Origin of the sequence: Achromobacter sp. Bel, from assembly GCF_012928505.1 — a bacterium.
Lineage (GTDB): Bacteria > Pseudomonadota > Gammaproteobacteria > Burkholderiales > Burkholderiaceae_B > Achromobacter.
The window spans coordinates 214,927-236,685 of the sequence record NZ_JABBJN010000001.1 but is presented as its reverse complement, the minus strand read 5'-3'; the positions used below and the strand labels follow the sequence as shown (position 1 = coordinate 236,685).

Annotated in this window: 17 protein-coding genes and 2 pseudogenes; 7 read left to right on the top strand and 12 right to left on the bottom strand. The window is 56.0% G+C overall.

Annotated features, from left to right (window positions below; translation table 11 throughout):
• Window positions 1-70 precede the first annotated feature (70 nt).
• The 4 genes from HG262_RS01085 to HG262_RS01070 all read left to right on the top strand — a co-directional run bounded on the left by HG262_RS01085 (window position 71) and on the right by HG262_RS01070 (window position 5,171).
• Complete coding sequence (locus HG262_RS01085; RefSeq protein WP_169269264.1) at window positions 71-1,642, top strand: ABC transporter substrate-binding protein; 1,572 nt, start codon at window positions 71-73, stop codon at window positions 1,640-1,642.
• Window positions 1,643-1,646: 4 nt separating this feature from the next.
• The gene (locus tag HG262_RS01080) at window positions 1,647-3,002 is read left to right on the top strand and encodes an acyl-CoA thioesterase/bile acid-CoA:amino acid N-acyltransferase family protein (protein ID WP_169269263.1); all 1,356 of its coding nucleotides are present in this window, start codon (window positions 1,647-1,649) and stop codon (window positions 3,000-3,002) included.
• 24 nt (window positions 3,003-3,026) lie between these two features.
• The gene (locus tag HG262_RS01075; RefSeq protein ID WP_169269262.1) at window positions 3,027-4,202 is read left to right on the top strand and encodes a CMD domain protein; all 1,176 of its coding nucleotides are present in this window, start codon (window positions 3,027-3,029) and stop codon (window positions 4,200-4,202) included.
• 105 nt (window positions 4,203-4,307) lie between these two features.
• Window positions 4,308-5,171, top strand: coding sequence for an SAM-dependent methyltransferase (locus tag HG262_RS01070; protein WP_169269261.1), 864 nt, complete (start codon window positions 4,308-4,310; stop codon window positions 5,169-5,171).
• Window positions 5,172-5,812: 641 nt separating this feature from the next.
• Here the strand turns inward: HG262_RS01070 and HG262_RS01065 are convergent.
• From HG262_RS01065 to HG262_RS01050, 4 genes are all read right to left on the bottom strand, one after another.
• Window positions 5,813-6,637, bottom strand: a complete 825-nt coding sequence (locus tag HG262_RS01065) for a hypothetical protein (protein ID WP_169269260.1) — start codon at window positions 6,635-6,637, stop codon at window positions 5,813-5,815.
• Between the two features lie 209 nt (window positions 6,638-6,846).
• Window positions 6,847-7,689: a DUF4062 domain-containing protein gene (locus HG262_RS01060; protein WP_169269259.1), complete on the bottom strand. Its 843-nt coding sequence runs from the start codon at window positions 7,687-7,689 to the stop codon at window positions 6,847-6,849.
• Between the two features lie 98 nt (window positions 7,690-7,787).
• The gene (locus HG262_RS01055) at window positions 7,788-10,226 is read right to left on the bottom strand and encodes an AAA family ATPase (protein WP_169269258.1); all 2,439 of its coding nucleotides are present in this window, start codon (window positions 10,224-10,226) and stop codon (window positions 7,788-7,790) included.
• Between the two features lie 299 nt (window positions 10,227-10,525).
• Window positions 10,526-10,954 (bottom strand): VOC family protein, encoded by a 429-nt coding sequence (locus tag HG262_RS01050; RefSeq protein ID WP_169269257.1) that lies wholly within the window; start codon window positions 10,952-10,954, stop codon window positions 10,526-10,528.
• 136 nt (window positions 10,955-11,090) lie between these two features.
• Here HG262_RS01050 and HG262_RS01045 point away from each other — a divergent pair, with 136 nt between their 5' ends.
• Window positions 11,091-12,017, top strand: a complete 927-nt coding sequence (locus HG262_RS01045; RefSeq protein WP_169269325.1) for an alpha/beta hydrolase — start codon at window positions 11,091-11,093, stop codon at window positions 12,015-12,017.
• Here the strand turns inward: HG262_RS01045 and HG262_RS01040 are convergent.
• The 6 genes and pseudogenes from HG262_RS01040 to HG262_RS01015 all read right to left on the bottom strand — a co-directional run.
• Window positions 11,974-12,933, bottom strand: a complete 960-nt coding sequence (locus HG262_RS01040; protein ID WP_169269256.1) for a DMT family transporter — start codon at window positions 12,931-12,933, stop codon at window positions 11,974-11,976. The two genes, HG262_RS01045 and HG262_RS01040, sit on opposite strands and share 44 nt — an antisense overlap.
• 368 nt (window positions 12,934-13,301) lie before the next feature.
• Window positions 13,302-14,003: a DUF1643 domain-containing protein gene (locus HG262_RS01035; protein WP_169269255.1), complete on the bottom strand. Its 702-nt coding sequence runs from the start codon at window positions 14,001-14,003 to the stop codon at window positions 13,302-13,304.
• A gap of 485 nt (window positions 14,004-14,488) precedes the next feature.
• Window positions 14,489-15,643, bottom strand: a complete 1,155-nt coding sequence (locus tag HG262_RS01030; protein WP_169269254.1) for a hypothetical protein — start codon at window positions 15,641-15,643, stop codon at window positions 14,489-14,491.
• Window positions 15,644-15,911: 268 nt separating this feature from the next.
• Entirely contained in the window at window positions 15,912-17,813 is a 1,902-nt protein-coding gene (locus HG262_RS01025) for a retron Ec67 family RNA-directed DNA polymerase/endonuclease (RefSeq protein WP_169269253.1), read from the bottom strand.
• 233 nt (window positions 17,814-18,046) lie between these two features.
• On the bottom strand, window positions 18,047-18,853 hold the full coding sequence (locus tag HG262_RS01020; protein WP_169269252.1) for an IclR family transcriptional regulator: 807 nt from the start codon (window positions 18,851-18,853) through the stop codon (window positions 18,047-18,049).
• Window positions 18,850-19,212 (bottom strand): annotated as a pseudogene (locus tag HG262_RS01015) (flavin reductase family protein); the annotation flags it as partial. The gene HG262_RS01020 and the pseudogene HG262_RS01015, both read right to left, overlap by 4 nt.
• 130 nt (window positions 19,213-19,342) lie before the next feature.
• On the opposite strand from HG262_RS01015, the gene HG262_RS01010 reads away from it, so the two are divergent.
• Window positions 19,343-19,510 (top strand): hypothetical protein, encoded by a 168-nt coding sequence (locus HG262_RS01010; RefSeq protein ID WP_248293182.1) that lies wholly within the window; start codon window positions 19,343-19,345, stop codon window positions 19,508-19,510.
• 81 nt (window positions 19,511-19,591) lie between these two features.
• On the opposite strand, the pseudogene HG262_RS01005 reads toward HG262_RS01010, so the two are convergent.
• Window positions 19,592-20,340 (bottom strand): annotated as a pseudogene (locus HG262_RS01005) (SDR family oxidoreductase).
• Between the two features lie 179 nt (window positions 20,341-20,519).
• Here HG262_RS01005 and HG262_RS01000 point away from each other — a divergent pair.
• Window positions 20,520-20,846, top strand: coding sequence for a YciI family protein (locus HG262_RS01000; protein WP_169269251.1), 327 nt, complete (start codon window positions 20,520-20,522; stop codon window positions 20,844-20,846).
• Between the two features lie 83 nt (window positions 20,847-20,929).
• Here HG262_RS01000 and HG262_RS00995 read toward each other — a convergent pair whose 3' ends face one another.
• Entirely contained in the window at window positions 20,930-21,730 is an 801-nt protein-coding gene (locus HG262_RS00995; RefSeq protein WP_169269250.1) for a hypothetical protein, read from the bottom strand.
• Between the last annotated feature and the right edge of the window lie 29 nt (window positions 21,731-21,759).

Here is a 21,759-nt window from a genome sequence, read left to right as displayed (position 1 = left end):
GTTGTCATTGAACACAACGCCGTCTTCGAAACACTTACCCCTCGTTCCCTCCCTACCAAGGACCCCGAACATGAAACGCCTGATTCTCTCGACCCTGACCGCCGCCATCCTGGGCGCCTCTGCCGCCGCGTCCGCCGACAACCTGTCGATCGGTTTCGCCGACCCGTTGTCGTCCCTGGACCCGCAGTTGAACAACCACGCCGGCGACCGCTCGGTGGCCCTGCACTTCTGGGACCTGCTGATCGAGAACAAGTGGAACAAGCTGCAACCGGGCCTGGCCGTCAGCTGGAAACCGCTGGACTCCACCACCTGGGAATTCAAGCTGCGTGAAGGCGTCAAGTGGCAAGACGGCACGCCGTTCACCGCCGACGACCTGATCTATTCCTACACCCGCGCGCGCGCCGTGCCGGGCAGCGTGGCTACTTATGCCGGCTACCTGCGCACCATCGACACGATGACCGCCAAGGACCCGCTGACGCTGATCGTCAAGACCAAGGCCCCCAACCCCGACCTGCCGCTGAACCTGGCGTCGGTGCACGTCGTCAGCAAGCACGTCGGTGAAAAGTCCACCACCGAAGACTACAACTCGGGCAAAGCCATGGTCGGCACCGGCCCCTACAAGTTCGTGTCCTACACGCCGGGCGACCGCGTCATCATGGAACGCAACGACGGCTACTGGGGCGACAAAGCCACCTGGGACAAGGTCAACTACCGCTACATCAACAACGCCGCCTCCCGCACCGCCGCCCTGTTGGCGGGCGATGTGGACGTGATCGACAAGGTGTCCGTGTCGGACCTGGCCAAGCTGCAAAAGGCCCCGAACATCTCGGTGTACCCGTACGACGGCCTGCGCGTCATGATCCTGCAACCCAGCTTCAACCCCGCGCCCAACCAGTACATCACCGACAACAACGGCAAGCCGCTGGACAAGAACCCGCTGCTGGACCTGCGCGTGCGCCAAGCGCTGAACCTGGCCATCAACCGCAAGGCGATTTCTGACCGCATCCTGCAAGGCGCGGCGACCGAAGCCAACCAGTGGATGCCCAAGGGCACCTTCGGCTACAACCCCGACGTCAAAGACATCCCCAACGACGTCGCGCAAGCCAAGAAGCTGTTGGCCGAAGCGGGCTTTCCCGACGGCTTCAAGCTGACCATGCACGTGCCCAACGACCGCTACCCGCAAGGCCCGGAAACCGCCCAGGCGGTTGCGCAGTTCTGGACCCGCGTCGGCGTGAAGACCCAAGTGGAAGTCGTGCCGTGGGCCGTGTATTCGGGCCGCGCCAACAAGAACGAATTCGCCGTCAGCATGCTGGCATGGGGCAACGGCACGGGTGAAGCCAGCTACGCGCTGGTCAACATCCTGGCCACCGTCGACGCCAAGAAGGGCCTGGGCGCTTCCAACTGGGGCCACTACACCAACCCCAAGGTGGATGCCGCGCTGGAACAATCCACCTCGGAATTCGATGTGGCCAAGCGTGAAGCCATCCTGCGCGACTCGGTCAAGCTGGTGTCGGACGACGTCGGCATCATCCCGCTGTTCCACTACAAGAACATCTGGGCCACCAAGAAGGGCCTGAAGGTGACGCCGATGACCAGCGACCGCACGGCCGCCATGATGGTCACCAAGGACGCGGGCAAGTAAAGCCATGGTGCCGACCTTAACCATCACCCCCGCGGACGCCCTGATCGACGTGCCGCGCCAGATCCGGGTTGAACACGTCGAACCCGGCCAGACGGTGGAGATCACCGCCCTGACCCGCCGCAACGGCGTGCTCTGGCAAGCCCAGGCCGCCTACACGGCAGGCGACGACGGCGTCGTCGACCTGACCCGCGACGCGCCCGTCTCGGGCGACTACACCGGTCTGGCCCCCATGGGCCTGATCTGGTCGCAGTCGCCCGTGGACTCGCCCAGCCGCGAACACTTCAACCACCCGGTGACGGACGCCTTGGTGACCGACGTGGTCGCCCGCGTGGCCGGCGCACAAGCGCAAGCCAGCTTCACGCAACGGCTGGCGCTGGACGGCGTCACCCGCCACGAAGTCCGCGAAGAAGGCCTGGTCGGCACGCTGTACCTGCCGGCAGGCAGCAAGCCCGGTTCGCACCCCGCCGTCATGATCCTGAACGGGTCCGGCGGCGGCATCAACGAACCGCGCGCGGCGCTGTATGCATCGCGCGGCTACGCCGCCTTTGCGCTGGCCTACTTCAAAGCGCCGGGTCTGTCGGATTACATCTCGAACACCCCGCTGGAATACTTCCAGACCGGCCTGCGCTGGCTGCGGTCCAAGGTTCAGCCGAAACACGACTTCGTCGCCATCAGCGGCCAATCGCGCGGCGGTGAACTGGTGCTGCTGCTGGGCGCCACATTCCCCAAGGAAGTGTCCGCCGTCGTCGCCTACGTACCTGGCGCCGTCGTCCACAGCGGCCAGAACGCCTGCGACCCCAAGATCGGCCGCGAAGGCCCGACGTGGTTGCTGGGCGGCAAGCCCATCCCCCACGTCTGGGAAAACAACCGTACGGCCACCTGGGCGCCGTTTGACGAAGGCCCATCGCCCCATCGTCACGAGAAAGCCATCCTGACCGCGCTGCAAGACCCCAACGCCGTCGCCCGCGCCCGCATTCGCGTGGAAGACATCGAAGGCCCGGTCATGCTGCTGTCCGGCACCGACGACGGGTCCTGGCCGTCAAGCCTGTACTCGAAGATGGTGCAGGACAAGCTGGTCGAAGTGAAACACCCGTACCCTGTCGAATGGCTGGACTACGAGAACGGCGGCCACTCGATCCTGTTCCCGTACGTGCCCACCACCCAGCTCGTCTACGCCCACCCCGTGTCGGGCAAGATCAGCACCAGCGGCGGCAACCCCAAAGACAACGCGCGCGCCGACCAGGAATCGTGGGAAGGCGTGAAGAAATTTTTGGACGCGGCGGTGAAGGCCCGGGCGGCTTCGGCTGGCGCGGATTCGGGTCGTGCACATTCAGCAAGCACTTCCGGCAACGCCGGCTGATCAGACACCAAGGAGAACATCCCCATGGCACAACAACCCATCGTCTATGACGCCGTCAATGATCTGGTCGACAAGCTCGTCGGCCTGACCCCCGGCAGCAAAACTTTTGAGGTCCGCCACCAACGCGAAAAAGTCGCCGCCGCCACGCAAGGCAGCTACGACGCCCTGTTCGACCCGGCCCTGCCCGGCTTGTCGCTAGCCGAACGCCTGCTGGTCGCGCTGTACGCCACCCGCATCAGTCCATCGCCGCTGTTGGCCTCGCACTACCGCGCCCGCCTGGCGGAAACGGATGCCGCGCCCGCCGACATCGCCGTCGCAGAATCCGGCAAACCGGCAGACGCTGCGAACCCGCGTCTGGCTGCCGTGTTGGAATTCACGCGCAAGCTGATCGAAAACCCCGTCGAAGGCGACGAAGCCGCCCTGAAGACCCTGCCGGCGGCAGGCGTCTCCACGCCGGCCGTGGTCACCCTGTCGCAACTGATCGCCTTCCTGTCGTACCAAACGCGCTTGGTCGCGGGCTTGATGGCGTTGCAAGCGGCCGAAGGCCAGACGGTACCCGCCAATGCGGCTGAAGCCGGTGCGGTCGCCGCCAAACCCGGCACCACGGCCCCCGGCGCTGTTCTCAAGGCCCACGGCTTCACCAACGAAGTGCTGGAGTGGAAAGCCTGGCTGGACGTCGTCAACGTCGACACCGCCACCCCGGAACAAATCGCCGTCCTGGAAGAAAGCCACCCCAAGGCCAAGGTCTCGGACTACTACCTGTTCCTGGTCCACCAACCGGAAATCCTGCGCCAACGCTCGGCGGCGTTCAACGCCATCATGTACGCGCCGGGTGGTCTGTCGCGTGCGGAACGCGAGCTGGGCTCGACGGTCGTGTCGCGCGTGAATGGATGCGTGTACTGCGCATCGGTCCATGCGCAGCGCTTTGAGCAGCTGGCTAAGCGCAATGATGTGATTGCTCAGGTGTTCGAAGACCCGGCCACCGCTGGGACGAATGCGCGTGAACAGGCGATTGGCAAGTTCTCGATTCAGATCACGGAAGCGCAGGCGAACGTGAACGCGAATAGTGTTCAGGAATTGAAGGACGTGGGGTTGAGTGAGGGAGAGATTTTGGATCTGCTGCACTCGGATGCGATCTTTGCTTGGGCGAATCGTTTGATGTTGAATCTGGGCGAGCCGGTTTTTGCCACCGTAGGCTAAGACCCGCTTTTCCGCCGCCCTGCGGCCGCGTCAGCGTTTTCGTTAAACTGACGCTTTTCGCGCCTCTACGCGCCCCGCCCCACGCGGGGCGCTTTGCCTTTCCCCATGTCAGAAAAAACCCACGACATCCGCCCCGGCCAGTCCGTCGAACTGCTAAAAGCCCTGCACATCCTGACCCGCGACGGCAAGATGAACCAGGACAGCCGCCGGAAACTCAAACAGGTCTATCACCTGTTCCAGTTCATCGAGCCGTTGCTGAAAGACGTCCAACAAGAACGCGGCGCGGTGACGCTTGCGGATCATGGGGCTGGGAAGTCTTATCTCGGGTTCATTCTGTATGACCTGTTCTTCAAGGAACAGAAGGACGCGGTCGGGAATGGGTCCCACATTTATGGGATCGAGACCCGCGAAGAACTGGTGAAGTCGTCAGAGGAACTGGCGAAGCGGCTAGGCTTTGAGGGGATGTCGTTCCTGAATCTCTCTGTGGCGGAGTCGATCACGTCGGATAAGTTGCCGGCCACGATTGATGTGGTGACCGCCCTGCACGCTTGCAATACCGCCACCGATGACGCGATTCACTTTGCGTTGGAGAAGAAGGCGAAGTACATCGTGGTTGTGCCTTGCTGCCAGGCTGAAGTGGCGTCGGTGCTAAGGAAGAATAAAGGCAAGGCGCTGGCTGATCCGCTGGCTGAGATTTGGCGGCATCCGCTGCATACGCGGGAGTTTGGAAGCCAGATCACCAATGTGCTGCGGTGCTTGCAGCTGGAAGCGCATGGGTATCAGGTTAGCGTGACGGAGCTGGTCGGGTGGGAGCATTCTATGAAGAATGAGCTGATCGTAGCGCAGTATAAGAATCTGCCGACTCGGAAGCCTGCGGAGAGGCTGACGGAGATTTTGGAGAGGATTGGGTTGCAGGAGTTGAAGGATCGGTTTTTTGTGCCGGTGGCTGGGGCGGCTTTAGCTGAGTAGGTATCTGCTTGGCTGATTGGCATGAACCAGAGATAACTTTCGCTGGAGGTGGACTGCTGATACATCCCTAATCCACAGTCTGCGATTGCGCTTTCGTTAGAGAAAGCGTGATCAATTTGGCACGGAACCGCATCGCTTCCGTCGCCTAACGGGGCATACTCGCCCCGTGGTCCAAACGATCGCCCGGGTTGACAGCCGGAAAGACAGAACAAGTGGCCGCTGCAATGGCGGCCTCCTTTCTTTCATCGCGTCGATTGCACTGGAGCGTCGAGATGAGCGGCCACCCTTTTAACTATGACCGTTGGGCCACGCCGGATGATCCGGAGTTTGGGGTTGTGCGGGTTGGTGATTTGCGGAAGATCGAGCGGGCTTGCCTGGGGATTTGGGCTATTGCGAGGGTGATGGACAACCGAGCAAGCGACTCCGGGGCTACAGAAGAGCAGCTATTTGATGCTTGGATAGTGTCGAACTTGGTGGGCGGCGTGGAGAGTCTCTGCGATCGCATGGCCGGGCTCTCGGACGCGGCGATTGACCTCTCGAGCTCGGACGCGGTGGCTGAGGTGGCGATGCCCCACCCTTGCCAATGCCGCAAACCAACTGAATTTGTCAACAGCAGCAGGCTCCCCCGCCTGAATAAGGTATTAAATCTCATCCTGCGCGTACGAGTCGAAATGTCGCCCTGCATATTGCTCTAATGCCTTTTCATGACGCTCGAGAAGTTCCTGCAACACGTGCGTGGACGAAACGACGTCGTTCAATTTGCGACTGGGCCTGTATTGAGCGAACACTTGTGGAGGGTTAGGTTTCGTAAGAATATTGATACAGCAAGCGCTGAAAAGGTGAGCCTCATTAGCAATCAAAAGGCACAGGGAGGGAAAATGAGCGCTCAGTGCACCGATAGCTCCAATTGACAACACGCCAGGCTGCGACAGTAATGGAACCACTCCGGTTCTAAATGCCGACCAGCGAGCAATGTGAACGTGGCCTGACAGTGCTCCTTTGACAGCACGGTGACGACTGACCTGATACTCGGCCTCTTTAGCAGATCCGCAGCCCCTCGAAATAAAGCGCTCGACACGTGGATATATGCGACCAAACGCGATATGTTTCCTCCAAAACTCCTCCTCGCTTTCCGACGTGTCGTAGGCTTCGGCGAATTCCGGATCTTCTGCAATAGCCATAGCAAGCTCAATGCAGTCAAAGAAGGACCGTGCCAGTGCATGTGCCGCAGCTTCTTGACCCAGCGTAATGAGTTCGCGGATGCTCAAAGCATCGCTTCTCAGCCTTGACAGTTGGAATGCAAATGCATTCACTCCTGGCCCCAGTCCTAGACTGAACTGGTGTCGCTCTAAGAACATGAACAGCCTTACAGCCTCATCCATCAATACCATGAACGGCTGCATAGCTTTATCAATTTCGGCCTTAAGATCCGCTCTCAGACCAGTAGTCAGGCGATCGATGTCCACTCGAGCAGATCGCCTAGTGGCAAATTTCGGTGCGGACTGGAGAATGGATGAAATTTCTGTGCGGGTAATGCGAATCATAAGACCCAATGTTTGAAATTCGAGAGATAGTTAAATTGTAGTCTGACTACCATTATTTTTTTAGTCTGAAGCCAATTTTTAAATCTATTCTTGGAGAATTCGCGTGAATCACTAATCGCTTGTTTTCCTACTCACAGCGCGATCATGTCTGCAACCTGAAAGCCAAGGTTCGTGATCTCGAAAACCTCCCCCTTTTGGCCTCTTGCAATCACGAGTCCGGCGGACTGAAGTTGCTCAAGAGCATCTTCCCACTTGGCGACCTCGCGTCTTTCATCCAAGGAGATAAGATTCTTTCCATTTGTCTGAATTGCAGTGCCATTAATATAGCGAGAATGGATGATCGTCCCCCCTGCGTCCTGGCTCGCTTCTTTTAGTAGGACGCGCGCTTCTGCCGAAAGAGACGGAAGCTGTGTACGGGATCCGACTATCTCGTTCGAAAGTTCATCATCGACTTGCGTGCGGAATAAAGGATGCTCATTAACTTTTAGCTGAAGGTGACGATAAAATTTGTCTTTGAAATCACTGTGACTGTCATAGCTCTGATACAAACCACGGCTTTGACAAGAATCCTTGAACTTCTTTAGCCTTTGAACTTGATCGATGTCCACCGTATCTAGGGCGACTGGCTGGCTTGAAAAATAGAGCATCGCAGGCTTCTCAGCAGCTAAGTGCTTATCAATCTCCTCAACCGTACCGCTCAAATGCCCATCGGTTGGAGTTCCTATCCTGGTCCAAAAAACCCCTACCAAAAGATCACACTTCGAAAGGACTTGCTTATTGATGATTGCCTGTGCCGGCTCACCCATCTCAGGAGATGAATGGCTTTCCCAACCGATGGGTAGGAGCACAAGTCTACGAGAAGCTGAGTGCACTGCATTCCACTCGTAGATCACATCACGAACAATTGCCCGCTCGGATGCGACGTCGCCCGGCGAGGCGATCATGACATTAAAGGTCGTAGCTTGATAACTCAACGCGGTCCTCCAGTGCAAAAAATTTTCAAACTACAATTCCGCTGCCCAGATTGGGCGAGAATTGTAGTCTGACACCTTTATTTTCAAGATCAATCAACTCAGAATGGCATATCCGACTCAGAATCCGCCGCCCCTGCCGAGGATGACGTTGGCGCCTGCGCGACCACAGGCATAACCGCAGATGTAGGAGTGCCCCATGGTCTGACCGCATCGCCAGTACCCGCCGCACCTGCAATAATGACTAACGCATCTGCTCCGATTGCAGCATCACCAACATTGCGTACCAGATCTTCATCTTCAGGCTCATCCTCATCTGGGTCTAAATCGACAAAGTTTCGGCCCATCATCATTTTATAATGAGGCATGTGACCCATAGCTTTGAAGACCTTGAAGAAGATCCTCATGTAATTGAGCGCTATGCCATCGCTTATGGCCACATACAGCTCATCTGGTGAATAGTGAGACCCGTCGTTCACCCAGCTAATCAAGGATTGGCACTGAACTTTTTCCTGTCCTTCGAATTTTGCGAGAATGATGCTCGTATCTATATTCCCCAGAATTTTGAAGTAATTCTCGAGAATTCTGCGCATGGTGTTTTGAATAGTGAGCGCAGGCAGTGGATTCTTCGCCAGCTCTGCCCATAAAAGCTGATAGGAAGTTTTAACTGGATTGGTCTCAAACCCTTCAACTCTCGAAAAGTAGTCGGGCTTTCGCACTATCCAAAATGTCTCATCTTTAATAGGATCGTCGCCAGCCCTCTGAGGGTTAAAGGTGATTTCTTTATGAAAGTGTACGTTATGGGTCAGGACAAAGACCTGTTTTATATTGTTTGACCTTTGACGAACCTCGTGAAAAAGTTTTTTGATCAAGCTACTCACGATGAACAGTACATCGCTGTCCAAGCTTGATACCGGGTCATCAATGACGACAATTCGATCAGTGTTTATGCCCGAGGCCGTGATGCTTCCCCTCAGCAAATGATAGAAGTACAGGAAGGTAACGAAGGTCTTCTCGCCTTCACTGAGTGTTGCCTTCGCATCAGTTCCATCGCTTCTAATCAGGCGATATGAATTGTCGGTGCACGCAGTGTCAAGGGAGAAGCTTCGAAATCCAAAGTCTTTAAGAATTTTATTGATTGCGATGACAGTGGGCTTCACACTTGTCAATGAAGTTTCAATTCTTGCAATTTCTGCGTCAGCCATGGATATGTCTAGGCTTGCCTTTTCCAGGCTTGCGCTGATGCCAGCAATTGCTTTGCTGATACGACCTATATCATTGGTGTAATCCGCAAGAGTATCTTTAAGCTCGAAATCAAGAAGATACCGCCACACCGCACCTGTTAACTTCTTCTGTTCAGCAGAGAAATCCGAAACAAGACGATTGTGCTCAGAGACCTTGACGTTGGCTGAATTGATCAGCTCCGAAATTCTCGTCGAAATCTCAGTAAGACCTTCCAGCGCCATAGTGGTACTGGGGCTCGCCACCTTTTGATCAATGCGCTGCCTGTTCACCAATATGATTGCATTCACGGCCTGCAATTCAGCTTCAAGGTTCTCTATATCCAAATGAGCGTAGTTTGGGGTCAGCAGTGCCTGAGCTTCCGCTAAAATGCCATCTGCTACCGAATTATAATTATCGCGGAACTGCAGTAGCGCCCTAGTGTCAGCCTCGAAAGTCTCGTCGAAGTAATCTTCAAGGCTTTTCTCGAAATCATGCGGCAATTTCTGTTGGCAAAAAGGGCAGTCACCATCGGTATGGCCCAAGTACTTCGTACCTTGCCTAACCCAGTCACTGCTCCCCAAGTGCTGGATCATCGCAGATACGCTCACATCCTCTTTGCCGACTACCTTCTTGCTCAGCACGGCACTTTTCTCAAGCGCGACCAAGCGAGCAAGGTTAAGGGTAGGAACAGCACTCATGGGTGACGGTGCGTCACCATAAAGAACATGTGCGCGCTTGCGCAGATCTTCGATATCAAACAACTGCGAAATATTTTCTTTGCTTTCTTGCAAGACCCTATTCTTGAATGCCTCCTTGTTATTTCTAAAGCCTGTAAAGGCTATATGAAACTCCTTGTCATACTTTTGTTTTTGCTCCCAACACCGTGTTAGCAGTTTTGCTTCCAGTGCATTTTTTTCTCCAATTTTCCCACTCTCGCCATCGGCGCCTTTCAAATTTTCCTGCGCTCTAGTTCTGATCTGTTCGTACCCGCGTCTTTCTCTCTGAAGCTCTTCCAAACGATCACGCTGGTCCTTCTCGGTTTGTCCTAGCGTGAACACACCCTTGAACTGCTTCGAATCAGTGAAATTCGCAGCGATGAAGTCGTTGTTGTAGACCATGGCGGAGATCGGATTACCCTTTGCCCAAACAACCCTTGAGTCAGCGGACAATGCTGGATCTTTAATCAGCCGGCTAATTGTTGTCTTGCCTGCTCCGTTTGCACCGTAGAAATAGTTCACAGCCTTCAGGTTGTTAATTATTTCAGGGGCTTTGGAACTGTAGGTAGCTATGCCTGAAAGGGTGATCGATTCAATCATGTCTCGCATCCGAATAAAGGTGTCAGACTACAATTTGGCCAGTTAAATTGTAATCTGACACCTTTTTTTGAAGGGCGCGTACGCGGTTGGCGTGTCCTTCGAGGCCACGCCAACGCATTACGCCGCGATCACAGTGGGCGCCATCGCCTCCCGGCTGAACGAAGGGCGCCGGGCCGAGGTCGCGCGGATCATGAACGCTGCGCTGCGCAAGAGCAGGTTCACGCCCTTTTTCTAGGGCCGCATGAGATCGGCATCCCGCAGGCCACGCACGGGCTGCGCATGAGCACGTGGGCTATTCCCTACTCAGGGCCTGCGGGTGGTATTGCAGGCCCTTTCAGCTCGATTTGATTTCCGTCGGGGTCGAAACAGTAAATCGACAGCCCCTCGCCTTCCGCGCCGTATCGCATCACGGCCTTGTCCGCGGCAACGCCGAAAGCCTGCAGATGCTCAATGATGGCGGTTTCATCGAAAGGGTAGACCCGCAGACAAAAGTGGTCGAGATTGTGCCGATCCTTCCCTGGAGCTGCGCCTCCGGCGGCGCCTAACGGCCCTTGCACATCGACCAGATCGATCATGGATGCGCCTGCGCTCAGATGAATCATGGCGAGCTTATCGTTCCTTTTCTTGACGGAACAACCCAGTACCTTCGTGTAAAAGTCCACGCTGCGCGCCAGGTCCTGAACTCTGAGAACGACATGGTCCAAGTGCTTAATCTGAAATACCGGCATGCTTATTCTCCTGAAATGGGACGGATTCCGGGCAGAACACCGGACCATTTGGCTGAAACCAAATATCTTCCCCGAAAAGCGCGGCAAAGCCTCAAAATATTCCGTGCAGATCCGATCCCCAATATTGGAGACTGACATGAAAAGTCGCTTTGCAATAGTACTGGCGCTATTGGTCGGCGCGCTATGCATCACCAATTCGTCCGCACAGCCAACGTTCCCGAGCAGCTTCAAGAGCCAGACCGTCACCATGGCCGACGGCGCGAAGATTTTCGTCCGCTCCGCGGGAAGCGGCCCGGCCGTCGTGCTCATCCATGGCTTCGGCGACACGGGCGACATGTGGGCGCCGCTGGCGAAAGCGCTCGCGAAGTCCCACTTGGTGATCGTGCCGGACCTGCGCGGCATGGGAAAATCGTCCAAGCCCGCCAGCGGCTACGACAAGAAATCGCAGGCTGTCGATATACGCACGGTCGTGACGGCGTTCAAGCAGGACAAGACCGCCGTCGTTGGCCATGATATCGGCACGATGGTGGCCTATGCGTATGCGGCAAGCTACCCCGACAAAGTCGACAAGCTCGTGGTGATGGACGCGCCCGTGCCCGGCGTCGCGCCGTGGGACGAGATCATTCTGTGGCCCGCGCTGTGGCACTTCAACGCCGGCGGCCCTGATTTCGAGCGGCTCGTCGCCGGCAGGGAACGCATTTATCTCGACCGTTTCTGGAACGAATTCGCGGGCACGCCTTCGAAGATCGATGAAGCGACGCGGCGCCACTACGCCAAGCTGTACTCCCAACCCGGCGCCATGCGCGCCGCCTTCGCGCAGTTCAACACCATTGCCAAGCGCGATGTCGCCGACAACATCGCATTTTCCAAAACCAAGCTGGCCATGCCAGTCCTCGCCATCGGCGGAGAGAAGTCTTTCGGCGACAACATGGCAGTCGTCATGCGCAACGCGGCGACCAATGTGCGCGGAGAAGTCGTGCCAGGAGCTGGGCACTGGCTAATGGAAGAAAGCACCAGCGCTACGGTCGGGTTGATCGAAGGGTTTTTGGCGTCTTCGCCGTAGCCTGTTCGGCGCGGCGCCGGCCGACGTGCATCATCGCCATGCCCGAGATCGCGAGAGCGGCCCCGATGAACAGATTCGCGGGGGTGGCTTCGCCCAGCCAGAGGCTGGAGAACAGGACGCCGAAGACGGGCACGAGCGTAATGTAGCCGGAGGCCGCGCCGGCGCCCAGCGCCTTCACGCCTTCGAAGTACCAGGCATAGGCGATCGCGGTTGCGCCGAACGCCAGGGCCAACAGGCTTCCCCAGGCACTGGCCGGCGCCTGCGCCAGCTTCTGCCAGGCGGGAACGCCCTCCACAATCAGGCTGGTCAGCAGCAGCATCAGCGCGCCGATCACGGTAGTGACCGTGGTGGTGGTCAGGGCGTCCACGCCCTTGAGCACCAGCCGGCCGATCAAGGTGTAAGCCACCCAGCAAGCCACGCAGCCAAGCAACAGCAATCCACCGAAGCCCACGCTGGCTCCGTCGCTGGCCTGCGAGCTACCGCCGCCGATAGCGATATACGCGCCGATGGCCGACAGGACCATGCCGGCCAGGATGGCGGGATTGAGGTGCTCGCGGAACAGGATCGCCGCCAGCAGCAGGGTCACGCCGGGATTCAGCGTCACCACGATCGCGGCCTTCCCGGCCGGCACCAGTTGCAGGCTCAGCATGAAGAAGCTGGAGTAGCCGAAGACACCCGCCAGCGCGGCGGCGGCCAGGCCGAGCCATTGATTGCGCGACAGCGACTTCAGGCCCCGCAGCGCCGACGCGCGCTGCATCCACAGCACCAGCACCACACTGGCAAACAGGAATCGCAGGCTGGCCGCAGCCAACGGGGCCATCGACTGGGCGACGACCTTGCCCCAGGACCACGATGCGCCCCAGAGTGCCGCCATGCCGACCAGGCGCAGGTGCGTGGCCATCAACGTATTTTTCATGAGTGCTTCAAAGGTGAGTGCGGTGGCCGCACGAGGGATCGGGATCCGGCAGGCTCTGTTTGCGCTCTGGAGGCCCCGTCCCCGCATCGCGTCCTGCAAGCGGCCCAATAAAGGTGCCAGACTGCAATTTCATCAGGCCCACTACGGTATTGCCGCCTGACACTTTTATTTCTTTTTCAACACTTTTAAAATGATGTCAGATCAAAATTTATAGAGAGAAATTGTAGTCTGACACCATTATTTTTCGAGTTTTTAATCAAAATCGCCGGAGGTTGCAGTTCAGCATCATTTAAAGAATTTTTAAATAACCGGATTCCGCAGTTTTTTTCTAAAGGCCAGCGGCATAAAACGTGCAAAACGCCTTTGTGTCAGCTTGAACACAAAGTTCGGCACTCAAGCTTCCTCAAAATTTGCGTTACCCATTCTTCCTTTTGACGCTGGAGCGAAGGAAGTGGATGGAAATATTTCCACACTCCTGGTGATTTGGATAGACCAGTGACCTGCTGCTCCAATTCCAGTACTTGTCGTGCCCGTTCAATCAAAGGATTTAAGTCGTCACTGACTCCCCATGCGCAGACAATCGGGGCGCCTCGTTTTCGAATCATATGCTGTTTCAGTTGCGCAGAGCGACGTGGTGAAAAGATCGAATGATCTTTTGCGCCAAACTCATTTTCAAGTTGGGCATACCGTTGTGCAAAGGAGCCACTCTTGGGGTCTCGAAGATCCGAGAGATTGATAACCCGAACATGTTGCCAGCCCATGTAATGCATTACACGCATGACTTGATATTGCGTCATATCGGGAACGGTCCTGACAAGCTGCGCTGGCATCCCAGCAACCTGATTGACGGTAACAGTAGTGTTCAACTCTTCAAGGGGTCGAGAAGAGCCGGGGTTCATCATCACGAAAATCGCGTCTGCTGCTGAATTGCTAGCCGTCCCTAAAGCTGATATTTCTAGAACACTTCGACATTTCTGTGGTTCCTCCGCCCGCAACTTGAGGTTGTAGAAATGCCCGAGTACTTGATATCGAGGTTTCAGATCACGGGCAGGGATAAAGGTAATATTCATCTATATAATAAGAGCTTAATCCGAATTAGAGAATTCGAAAAGACCGGTGAGGGCTATTCACGACTTTGAAGGTGCGGTCATCGGAGGAATTTCGAGAGTATGTTCACGGCCGTAAGCAGATCCGCGTGGACGCCCGCTTCTTACCCAAAGCGGAACAAGCGAAATTTAGAACTCGTACCGTCAAAAACATCTAAATCCGCAAGGGCGGTCTTTAACGACGACCAATGGATTGATGGGTCACCTATCGGCTCGCCCCTCAAAATATAGGTGTCAGGCTGCACTTTCTTAGTCGCCTCATGCGAGATTGCAGCCTGATACCTGATTTTTTGCTTTCATTTTAGAGAGTTTTGAAAAGGCGACTATCGCGATTGCTCTCTAGCACCGACCTACGGGTTCGGCCCATTTTTACAAACCAACAGAGTCTGAGATACAAGGTGTCAGACTGCAATTTCACCAGGTCCACTGCGGTATGGCAGTCCGACACCTTAATTCCGGGGTTGCACTGGCTCGATTTTGCCATACTCTTCGGAATTCTTAAGCCTCGCACCTACCGACGACCATCCCAGGACATCCCGCTTATCCACCACAATGCGTAGCCCTTCGATGGTGTCGCAAGCGCCACCTCTATCATCATTGGTGCACAATTGCAGATAATACTGGCTTCCAATTCGAGAGAGGATTGTTATATTCCGGTATGCATAGGCTTTAACCTCACCCATTATTATTTTTTGAGGCGCGCAACCAACTGGTGGCGAATCACCTTGGCAGGCTGCGCTCAGCACCGCGGCGCCTGAGTCGTTAACTGTCAGCAAAACACCGCGCACGTCGCCAAGGCTTAGCATTCGCACGGCAGCTCCGTGCACGTAGCCCAAGTTTTGGGTCATCAATATCAGAGTAAAAAGAAGGTATGCCGTCACGCCTAACACTGCCCGCAACGTGGGACGACCCTCTTTCCAGAGCACCGTATTCGCAATAGTGACCAGCAGACACCAAAGAACAAGAAATAGCCACTGAAGCCAATTCGATCCCTGGGAGATGCTGGACTGCGGCGCGGGATGAAAGAGAAACGCAGCGACCAGACAAACGACGCCTTGTATTCCGGCTATTAGTACATATCCGGCAGCCAATCGCGTTTTGCGGAAAATTGCCAAAACCAACGCAACTAACAACACCGCAGGCAGACCGAATATGAACCACTTTTCGTTGGCAACTGCGCCGCGCCAAAACGCGATTAACCACAAGACAGTGCTTATATACACAGTCAGCAGCCGCTTGTAATCCTTACCGCTTTCTGGTTTGACTATATTTCCGGCGCCAATTATGGCCGGCAGAACGAGGGTGGCACCGAGCCAGAATATTTGCACCGCTCCGAGAAATGCTGCGATTAGAAGTATGCCTGTAACACTGGCCAAATCGAAGTCGGGAATGAATCCGAGAGGTAGATAGTATGTAAGTAGCGTTAGAGCCCCGAGTGCAATAGTCGCGGTGCCCACAATACCAGGATGCTCACAGACGAAAGCCCAAATTCGTATGAGCGCGCTAATAGAATCGTTAAGCAGCGGGTCTGGAGGCTTCACCTTCGCTTCCGATACGGTCGCGGAAGCAGACGACGGCATGATTTTTTTTGAAATAGCGTCCATTTTTAACAACCATAGAAATCACAGTCTTATATAGACAACGGCACCCGGATTGATGAGTTGCCAATCGAAATTGCAGTCTGACACTATTTTCGGTGCAGAAGATGTTAGGAGTTAGCGGCATAAATATGTCGCGCTTGGGCTCCCAAGGCCCCTCCGAAGTTATAGTTCTGAGCATCTAGGAAATTCAGCTTTATGACCGGATTGTCGGTCGTCGGCCATGACATTCCTGGTGGCGCATGAACGATCGTCCAATGACAGTGGGTAATAATTAGTCAGCAGCCTCTGCGATCTCCGTAAATCCTGCAATAGTTTCGCCTGTTGGGGGGATGGCCGCGCCCAAGCCCCCATTACTCAGCTGAGAAGCTGCCGCTCCCGAAACAGCCGCTTCCGTCGAAGAAGATGCGTGAGCGGTTACAACGAGATTGATTCTATCTAACAGGCGGGCGAAGCCACTGAAACTGTCGGCCCCTCGGAGATTTTCGACTATGTGTTTTGCAAAATCCATTTTTCCATAGTGCGCGACTCCCGAGCTGTCATTTTTCAATGTAAGAGTTTTTCCGTTTAGTTTTGTGCTCCGAACTTCCGAAGAAAAATACTCTTCAATGCAGCTATCTGAAGGGCGAGCCCCCTTTTGAGCCATTTTTTTTTGGCCTCCGTCCACGACGGCCGTGGGGTGTGTTGCGATCAGGTAGAGATTTCCGAATACGTGTAGGTAGGCCTGACTTCCGTCGTACGCTTTTCCTGACAGCTCTTTTGCTGCTCCCATCACCTTTCTTCCTCCTTCATCATTATCTACGATAAGGATTACAGGATTCTCTTTTCCCGCCCCCAAGAACAGTTGACATGCTTTCTTATAGGCAACCATAAAATTCTGCAAATTACCTGCGCCGCCATCCTTTAGTTTTAGGACTGTATCGACCGCCGCGCCGCGATACTTGTAGAACTTTATTAGCAGATCACCGGGTTCTGCCTTGGGCTTTACGAGTAACGGATAGCTCTCCCTCAGAGCCCTTATGGCACATCTAAGATAGATGTTGTCAGTTATACCCTCACAGAGAATAATTGGCGCATCGTTTTTATAGAAAAACCTATAATACAGAAAATTCCTATATAGCTTTTCTGCACTGGTCTCTTCTATTGCATCACCGCGGGACAGAGCGGCTTCACGGTGAAGCCGATCAATCGAAGCGACGAAGCTCATCATGCCGTGCAACTGAGGAATAGTTCCTTGCACAGACTGCATTGGGAAATCGTTGCCTTTAGTCAATGCAACTTTGGGCACATCGAAAGCACCAGTACTAAACAGTCTATGACCCATAGCCCTTACCGCTCTTCGATATTCTGACCTCACGTTGACTCGTCTATTAACGACTAGTCCTGTGACCTCTTGCCGACTATCTTCATATTGCATTCGGGTCTTACTCAGATTGACGCGATAGCCAGTTTTTTCAATTACCGAATTCAATGCCTTTCCCACCACCCAGGAATGGTCATCGCCTTCTATTTTTTTAGCAATTTCAGGGGGAAAAATTCGGCCGTTGCAGGAGAAGCTCAAATCATCAGCGTATCGGGAATAGTTAACGCCGACTTTAGCAGCGAGGCCAGCTATTCGCGCATCAAGTATCCTCGCGACCAGATTTGAAATAATTGGAGAACACGGACTTCCTTGGGGCAACTTATTTTCAAAGCAGGCGATTGTCGCGATAACTGCCGCCACCCTGGGCTGAAGTTTAAAATTATTATCTTGTCGAAGGAGACCAAAGACTCGACCGAAATTTATCGATCCAAAAAAGTCCTCAAGATCGACGTTGAATACAAAGCGCTTCCGACGGTGCTGTCGGGCATTGGTGCTGATCGAGCGTCCGGGTAAAAAACCATGGGCGACACGGCCTTTACGGCCCGGATGCCTGCCGGAGTTTTTCCCGTCGCCAATTTCCGCCCAACATTCCTGTAGCAGGCTGGAGAGCTTCTTCTGTATGGTTTTGAGCTCGTCCGCTGGCGCGCTTATGCTGCGTGTGCCGCCTTTGCGCTTGGGAATTTCAAATGCACGATAGAGCTGATCGCGCGGCTTGTGGTACAGGATGTATGCTAAGCCCGGCGCGGTAACTCCTAGGAGTTCGGCGAGGTCACGAAGCGTCGTTGCTCGACGAAGTTGCTCTAGTTTTGTCATAGAGTTAGCCGTAGGAGCCCACCGACACTCTTACGCAGTTGAGACCACTAATGGCGTTGCTTACATTAACGTAACCGGGCAAAGCCTCGGCCATTTTGTTTCACGTGCCACGAAACATGGCACAAACTCTGTCGGTGGGCGGAAAAATAGTAGCACAATCGACACATACAGTTTCGCATTGGAATTCTTGGTTTCAATGACGTCTTGGCGGGGACAGCGCACCCCATAATTTCCTACTTCGTGTCAAGCCCAGCCCTATTAACAACCCGTCCCCACCTCCCCGCAATCCCCCCCGCCGCCGCCTTCATCCTTTCCACCACCATCCCAAACCTCTCAACCCCCAACCTCTCCGCCATCGCCGTCACCGTAATCGCCCCCAGCGCCCCCCCTCCCTCCGTCAACACCGGCACCGCCACCGCACTAGTCCCCGGCATCAATCCCATCGCCGCGTACGCAATCCCCTCCCTCCGTGCCACCTCCACCCTCCCGATCACATCCTCCACCCGCTCCCCCATCACCTCCAACCTGGCCGCATTCCCCCGCACCAACTCCACACTCTCCTCCACCCCCAAACTCGCCAACAACGCCACCCCCGACACCCCCACGCCCAACGGCCGTCTAACCCCCACCTCAATCGACAGCACCTGTATCGGATGCCTGCCCGTCCGCCTTCCAATACAGATCGAATCGTGCCCATGTCGAATACTCAAAAACACCGTATCCCCCACCTGATCGGCCAGCTCGCTCATATACGGGTCCGCCAGCGTCAGCAGCGGAAAGCGCCTTGTTCTGGCCAGCCCCAGCAAACTGATCTCTTGCCCGATCAAATACCGTCGCGTTTCTGAATCCTGTTCAACCGCGCCCTCTTGCACCAGCGTCTTCAGCAAGCGATGCACGGTGGGCCGATTCAAGCCGGACATGCGTTCCAGATCCACCAGCCGCACGCCGCGCTCTTGTCCGCAGGCAATCAGGCGCAGCAGCGCCAAGGCCCTACGCACGGTCTGTGCGCCGGCTGCGCTTTTATCTTCTGATTCGCTCACGCGGCCTCCGGTTTGATAATGGATTTTGGCGTTTGCTGAATATCGCGCTTGGTGACGATAGGGCCTAACGATGCATAGTTCGGCCCGCCGATGCGGCAGATGGGGCGTAGTAAAGCCGTATCTATCTTGCCGTCTTGCAGCAGGCCATCGCGTATATGGAACATCACCACTTCTCCCACGAAGAACTCCGCCCCGGTATCGCCAAATGGGGTGACGCTATGAAAGCGGCATTCCAGGCTGATGGGCGCGGCGGCCAGTCTTGGGGTGTCGATAACGGCGCCGGGCAGCACGCTTAAGCCCAGCACGTCGACTTCGCTGATTTCGGGCGGGTGTTCTTGGGCGCTGTCGTGCAGGGGATCAGAACGATGGTGTCAGACTGCAATTTTTTTCAGGCCCAACTGGCCATGCAGTCTGACAAATTTATGCGGCAGTCTGACACATTTATGCCTTTCTGAGGCGGGCTGAACGCAATCAGACCTGGCGGAATGCTTGGGTATCTTCTACCAGGCCGTTAACGCGCTGGAAACCGAAAAGCATGCACCCTTGCTGGATTTTGCATTTCGGATCAGCACTCTTTTCAAGCGGCGTGTGGAGGATGTTTTTGAAAATCCCTGCCAGAGTACGCAGGCGGGAAGAAAGACGGATGCCGAGCGCTGAGATGTCACCGATTCTGGCGCGGCACCGCGATCCGCTCACGGCGGAGTTTGCGGTTGCCGCGCCGACATCGCATGCAAGCCGTCACTTCACCGCCGCATTTCCCCCGTCCGCGAACAAGGCAGCGCCCGTGACAAAACTTGCCATCGAACTCGCCAGGAACAAGGCGGCGGAAGCGATCTCCTCCGGCCGGGCGATTCGTTTCATCGCATGCAATCCTGCGGCCCATTCCTTCTGCGCGCCGTCGCCGGCCATGGGCGTGTCGACTCCGCCGGGCAGAAGCGCGTTGGCCCTGATGCCTTGGTCGCCATAGTCCGCAGTAATCCCTTTGACCAGCCCCATCAGCCCCGCCTTGGCGGCGGCATACGCCGCCATGCCGGGTAGCCCCACGCTGGTGCCGACAAAGCTGGACGTGAAAATGATCGCCCCACCCTTGCGCTTGAGCATGGCGGGGATTTGATGGACGCTGCCCAGAAACGCCGAATGCAGATTGGCCGCTATTGTTGTCTGCCAATCGGCAAAGGAGATGTCGGTCAGCGGCGCGATGGGACCCGTAGCGCCGGCGTTGTTGAACGCGACATCCAGGCCGCCGAATTCCCCGACCGCCTCCGCAATCAAGCGCCTGTGGGTCTCGGGCTGGCTGGCGTCGCCAGCTACCGTCCTCGCCGTTCCACCCAGATCACGAATACGCGACGCCACGTCTTCCAGCGCCGATTCCCCCTGGCATTCAAGACGACGGCGGCCCCCTCCGCACTGAACAAGAGCGCGGCGGCGCGCCCGATTCCCGACGATGCGCCCGTGATGATGACGACTTTATCCTGCAGCAAACCCATGGCGAAGCTCCGGTATGAATGGCGTGCCGACATTCTCCAGAGCGTTGGAATGGGTGGATATCCGATTCTTGCGGCCCGGTCCTGCCTCGCAAATGGCGCCGAAAAATGGTGTCAGACTACAATTCTCTCGGCAGATTGCAGCCAGCCACCGTCTCTCCCACGCGCAATGGGGACAACCCATGCCAAAGTTCGTGACCATCGGATATGGCGATCAAGAAGGCTACGATCGTACGCCCGCCATCCGAAGTGCAGCGCATGCGCACGACGCAAAACTGCGGAACAACAGTGTATTGATGGGCATTGCAGGCAAGCCAGTGCAAGTGCGTAATCCTGAAGCCACCGGGATCGAAACAACCTCCGGCCCATTCATGAAATCCCCCTTGCCAGTAGCCGGCTTCGCCATCATCGAGGCCGCCGACATGGCCGAAGCGATAGCGCTGGTGTCGCAAATGCCCTGCGCCGTCGCGCACGGCGTCGTCGAGGTATGGCCGCTGGAACAGCCATAGCGGCACCTCTCATTTGCACACTAGGTTTCTGTCTTGCAAGAACAAGGGAATGGCAGCCCAGTTGCCTATCCCCTACCCTGCATTCACAAATGCCGATGGCTGCAAACCATGACCTGCCCGGTCAGCCCCTCGATCAGCCTAGCCAGCCCCCTCGCACTACCGTCATCCAACCATTCCGTCCGCACCATGCGAAACCCCATCGCCAGGCTGTATTGCCAGTCCAACTCCAGTATGCGGTAATCGCAGCCATTCTCCGCGCAATGCCACTGCGCCGCCGGATCCTCGTAAGCCGCCCCAATGAAATCAACATGCGAGTCAAACGGCGGCATGGATTCCAGCAATTCATCTGAACCCGGCAAGCTCGGCTCGGAGAGGTTTTCCCCTACCGCCACATGCGGCTCCGGGCCGTCGTAGGCCAGTAGCATCAACGGAAAATTTCTGGAATCCGCGTCATAGGAAGCTTGGGTGTCAGGGGTGAGATAAGGTCTTGCCGCAGGCCCCAGGCAGTATTGCGGGCTGTTCCAATCGCTGCTCTCATTATCCGCATACAGCTCTCCGGGCGTGATGCCGTGGCTGGCCAGCAGCTCCAGAGTTTCGGCCATGGTGTCGTTATGGCGAATGGGAATATCCGCAGGCAGATACCCTGCCCGCACGTACATCGCGATCAGGTCGCCTGTTGTGCGCAACGGTTCCTGATGCTGGTACGAGCCATCGTTCAAGGTGGCCAGACCGAAGCTCAGGTTCAGCAAGGCGCGGTACGGGATATTGTCGCCGCGCGGTTCGAGTACGTATCCGCCTTCCAGCAGCTTGGTTTCCAGCGCCCGCCAGTCGGGCGGCGGCAAATGCAGGTCGCGGGGGCACAGGAACTGGTGGTGTTCGGACATTGATGGGACTCGCTCGGTTGAAGTGTCTT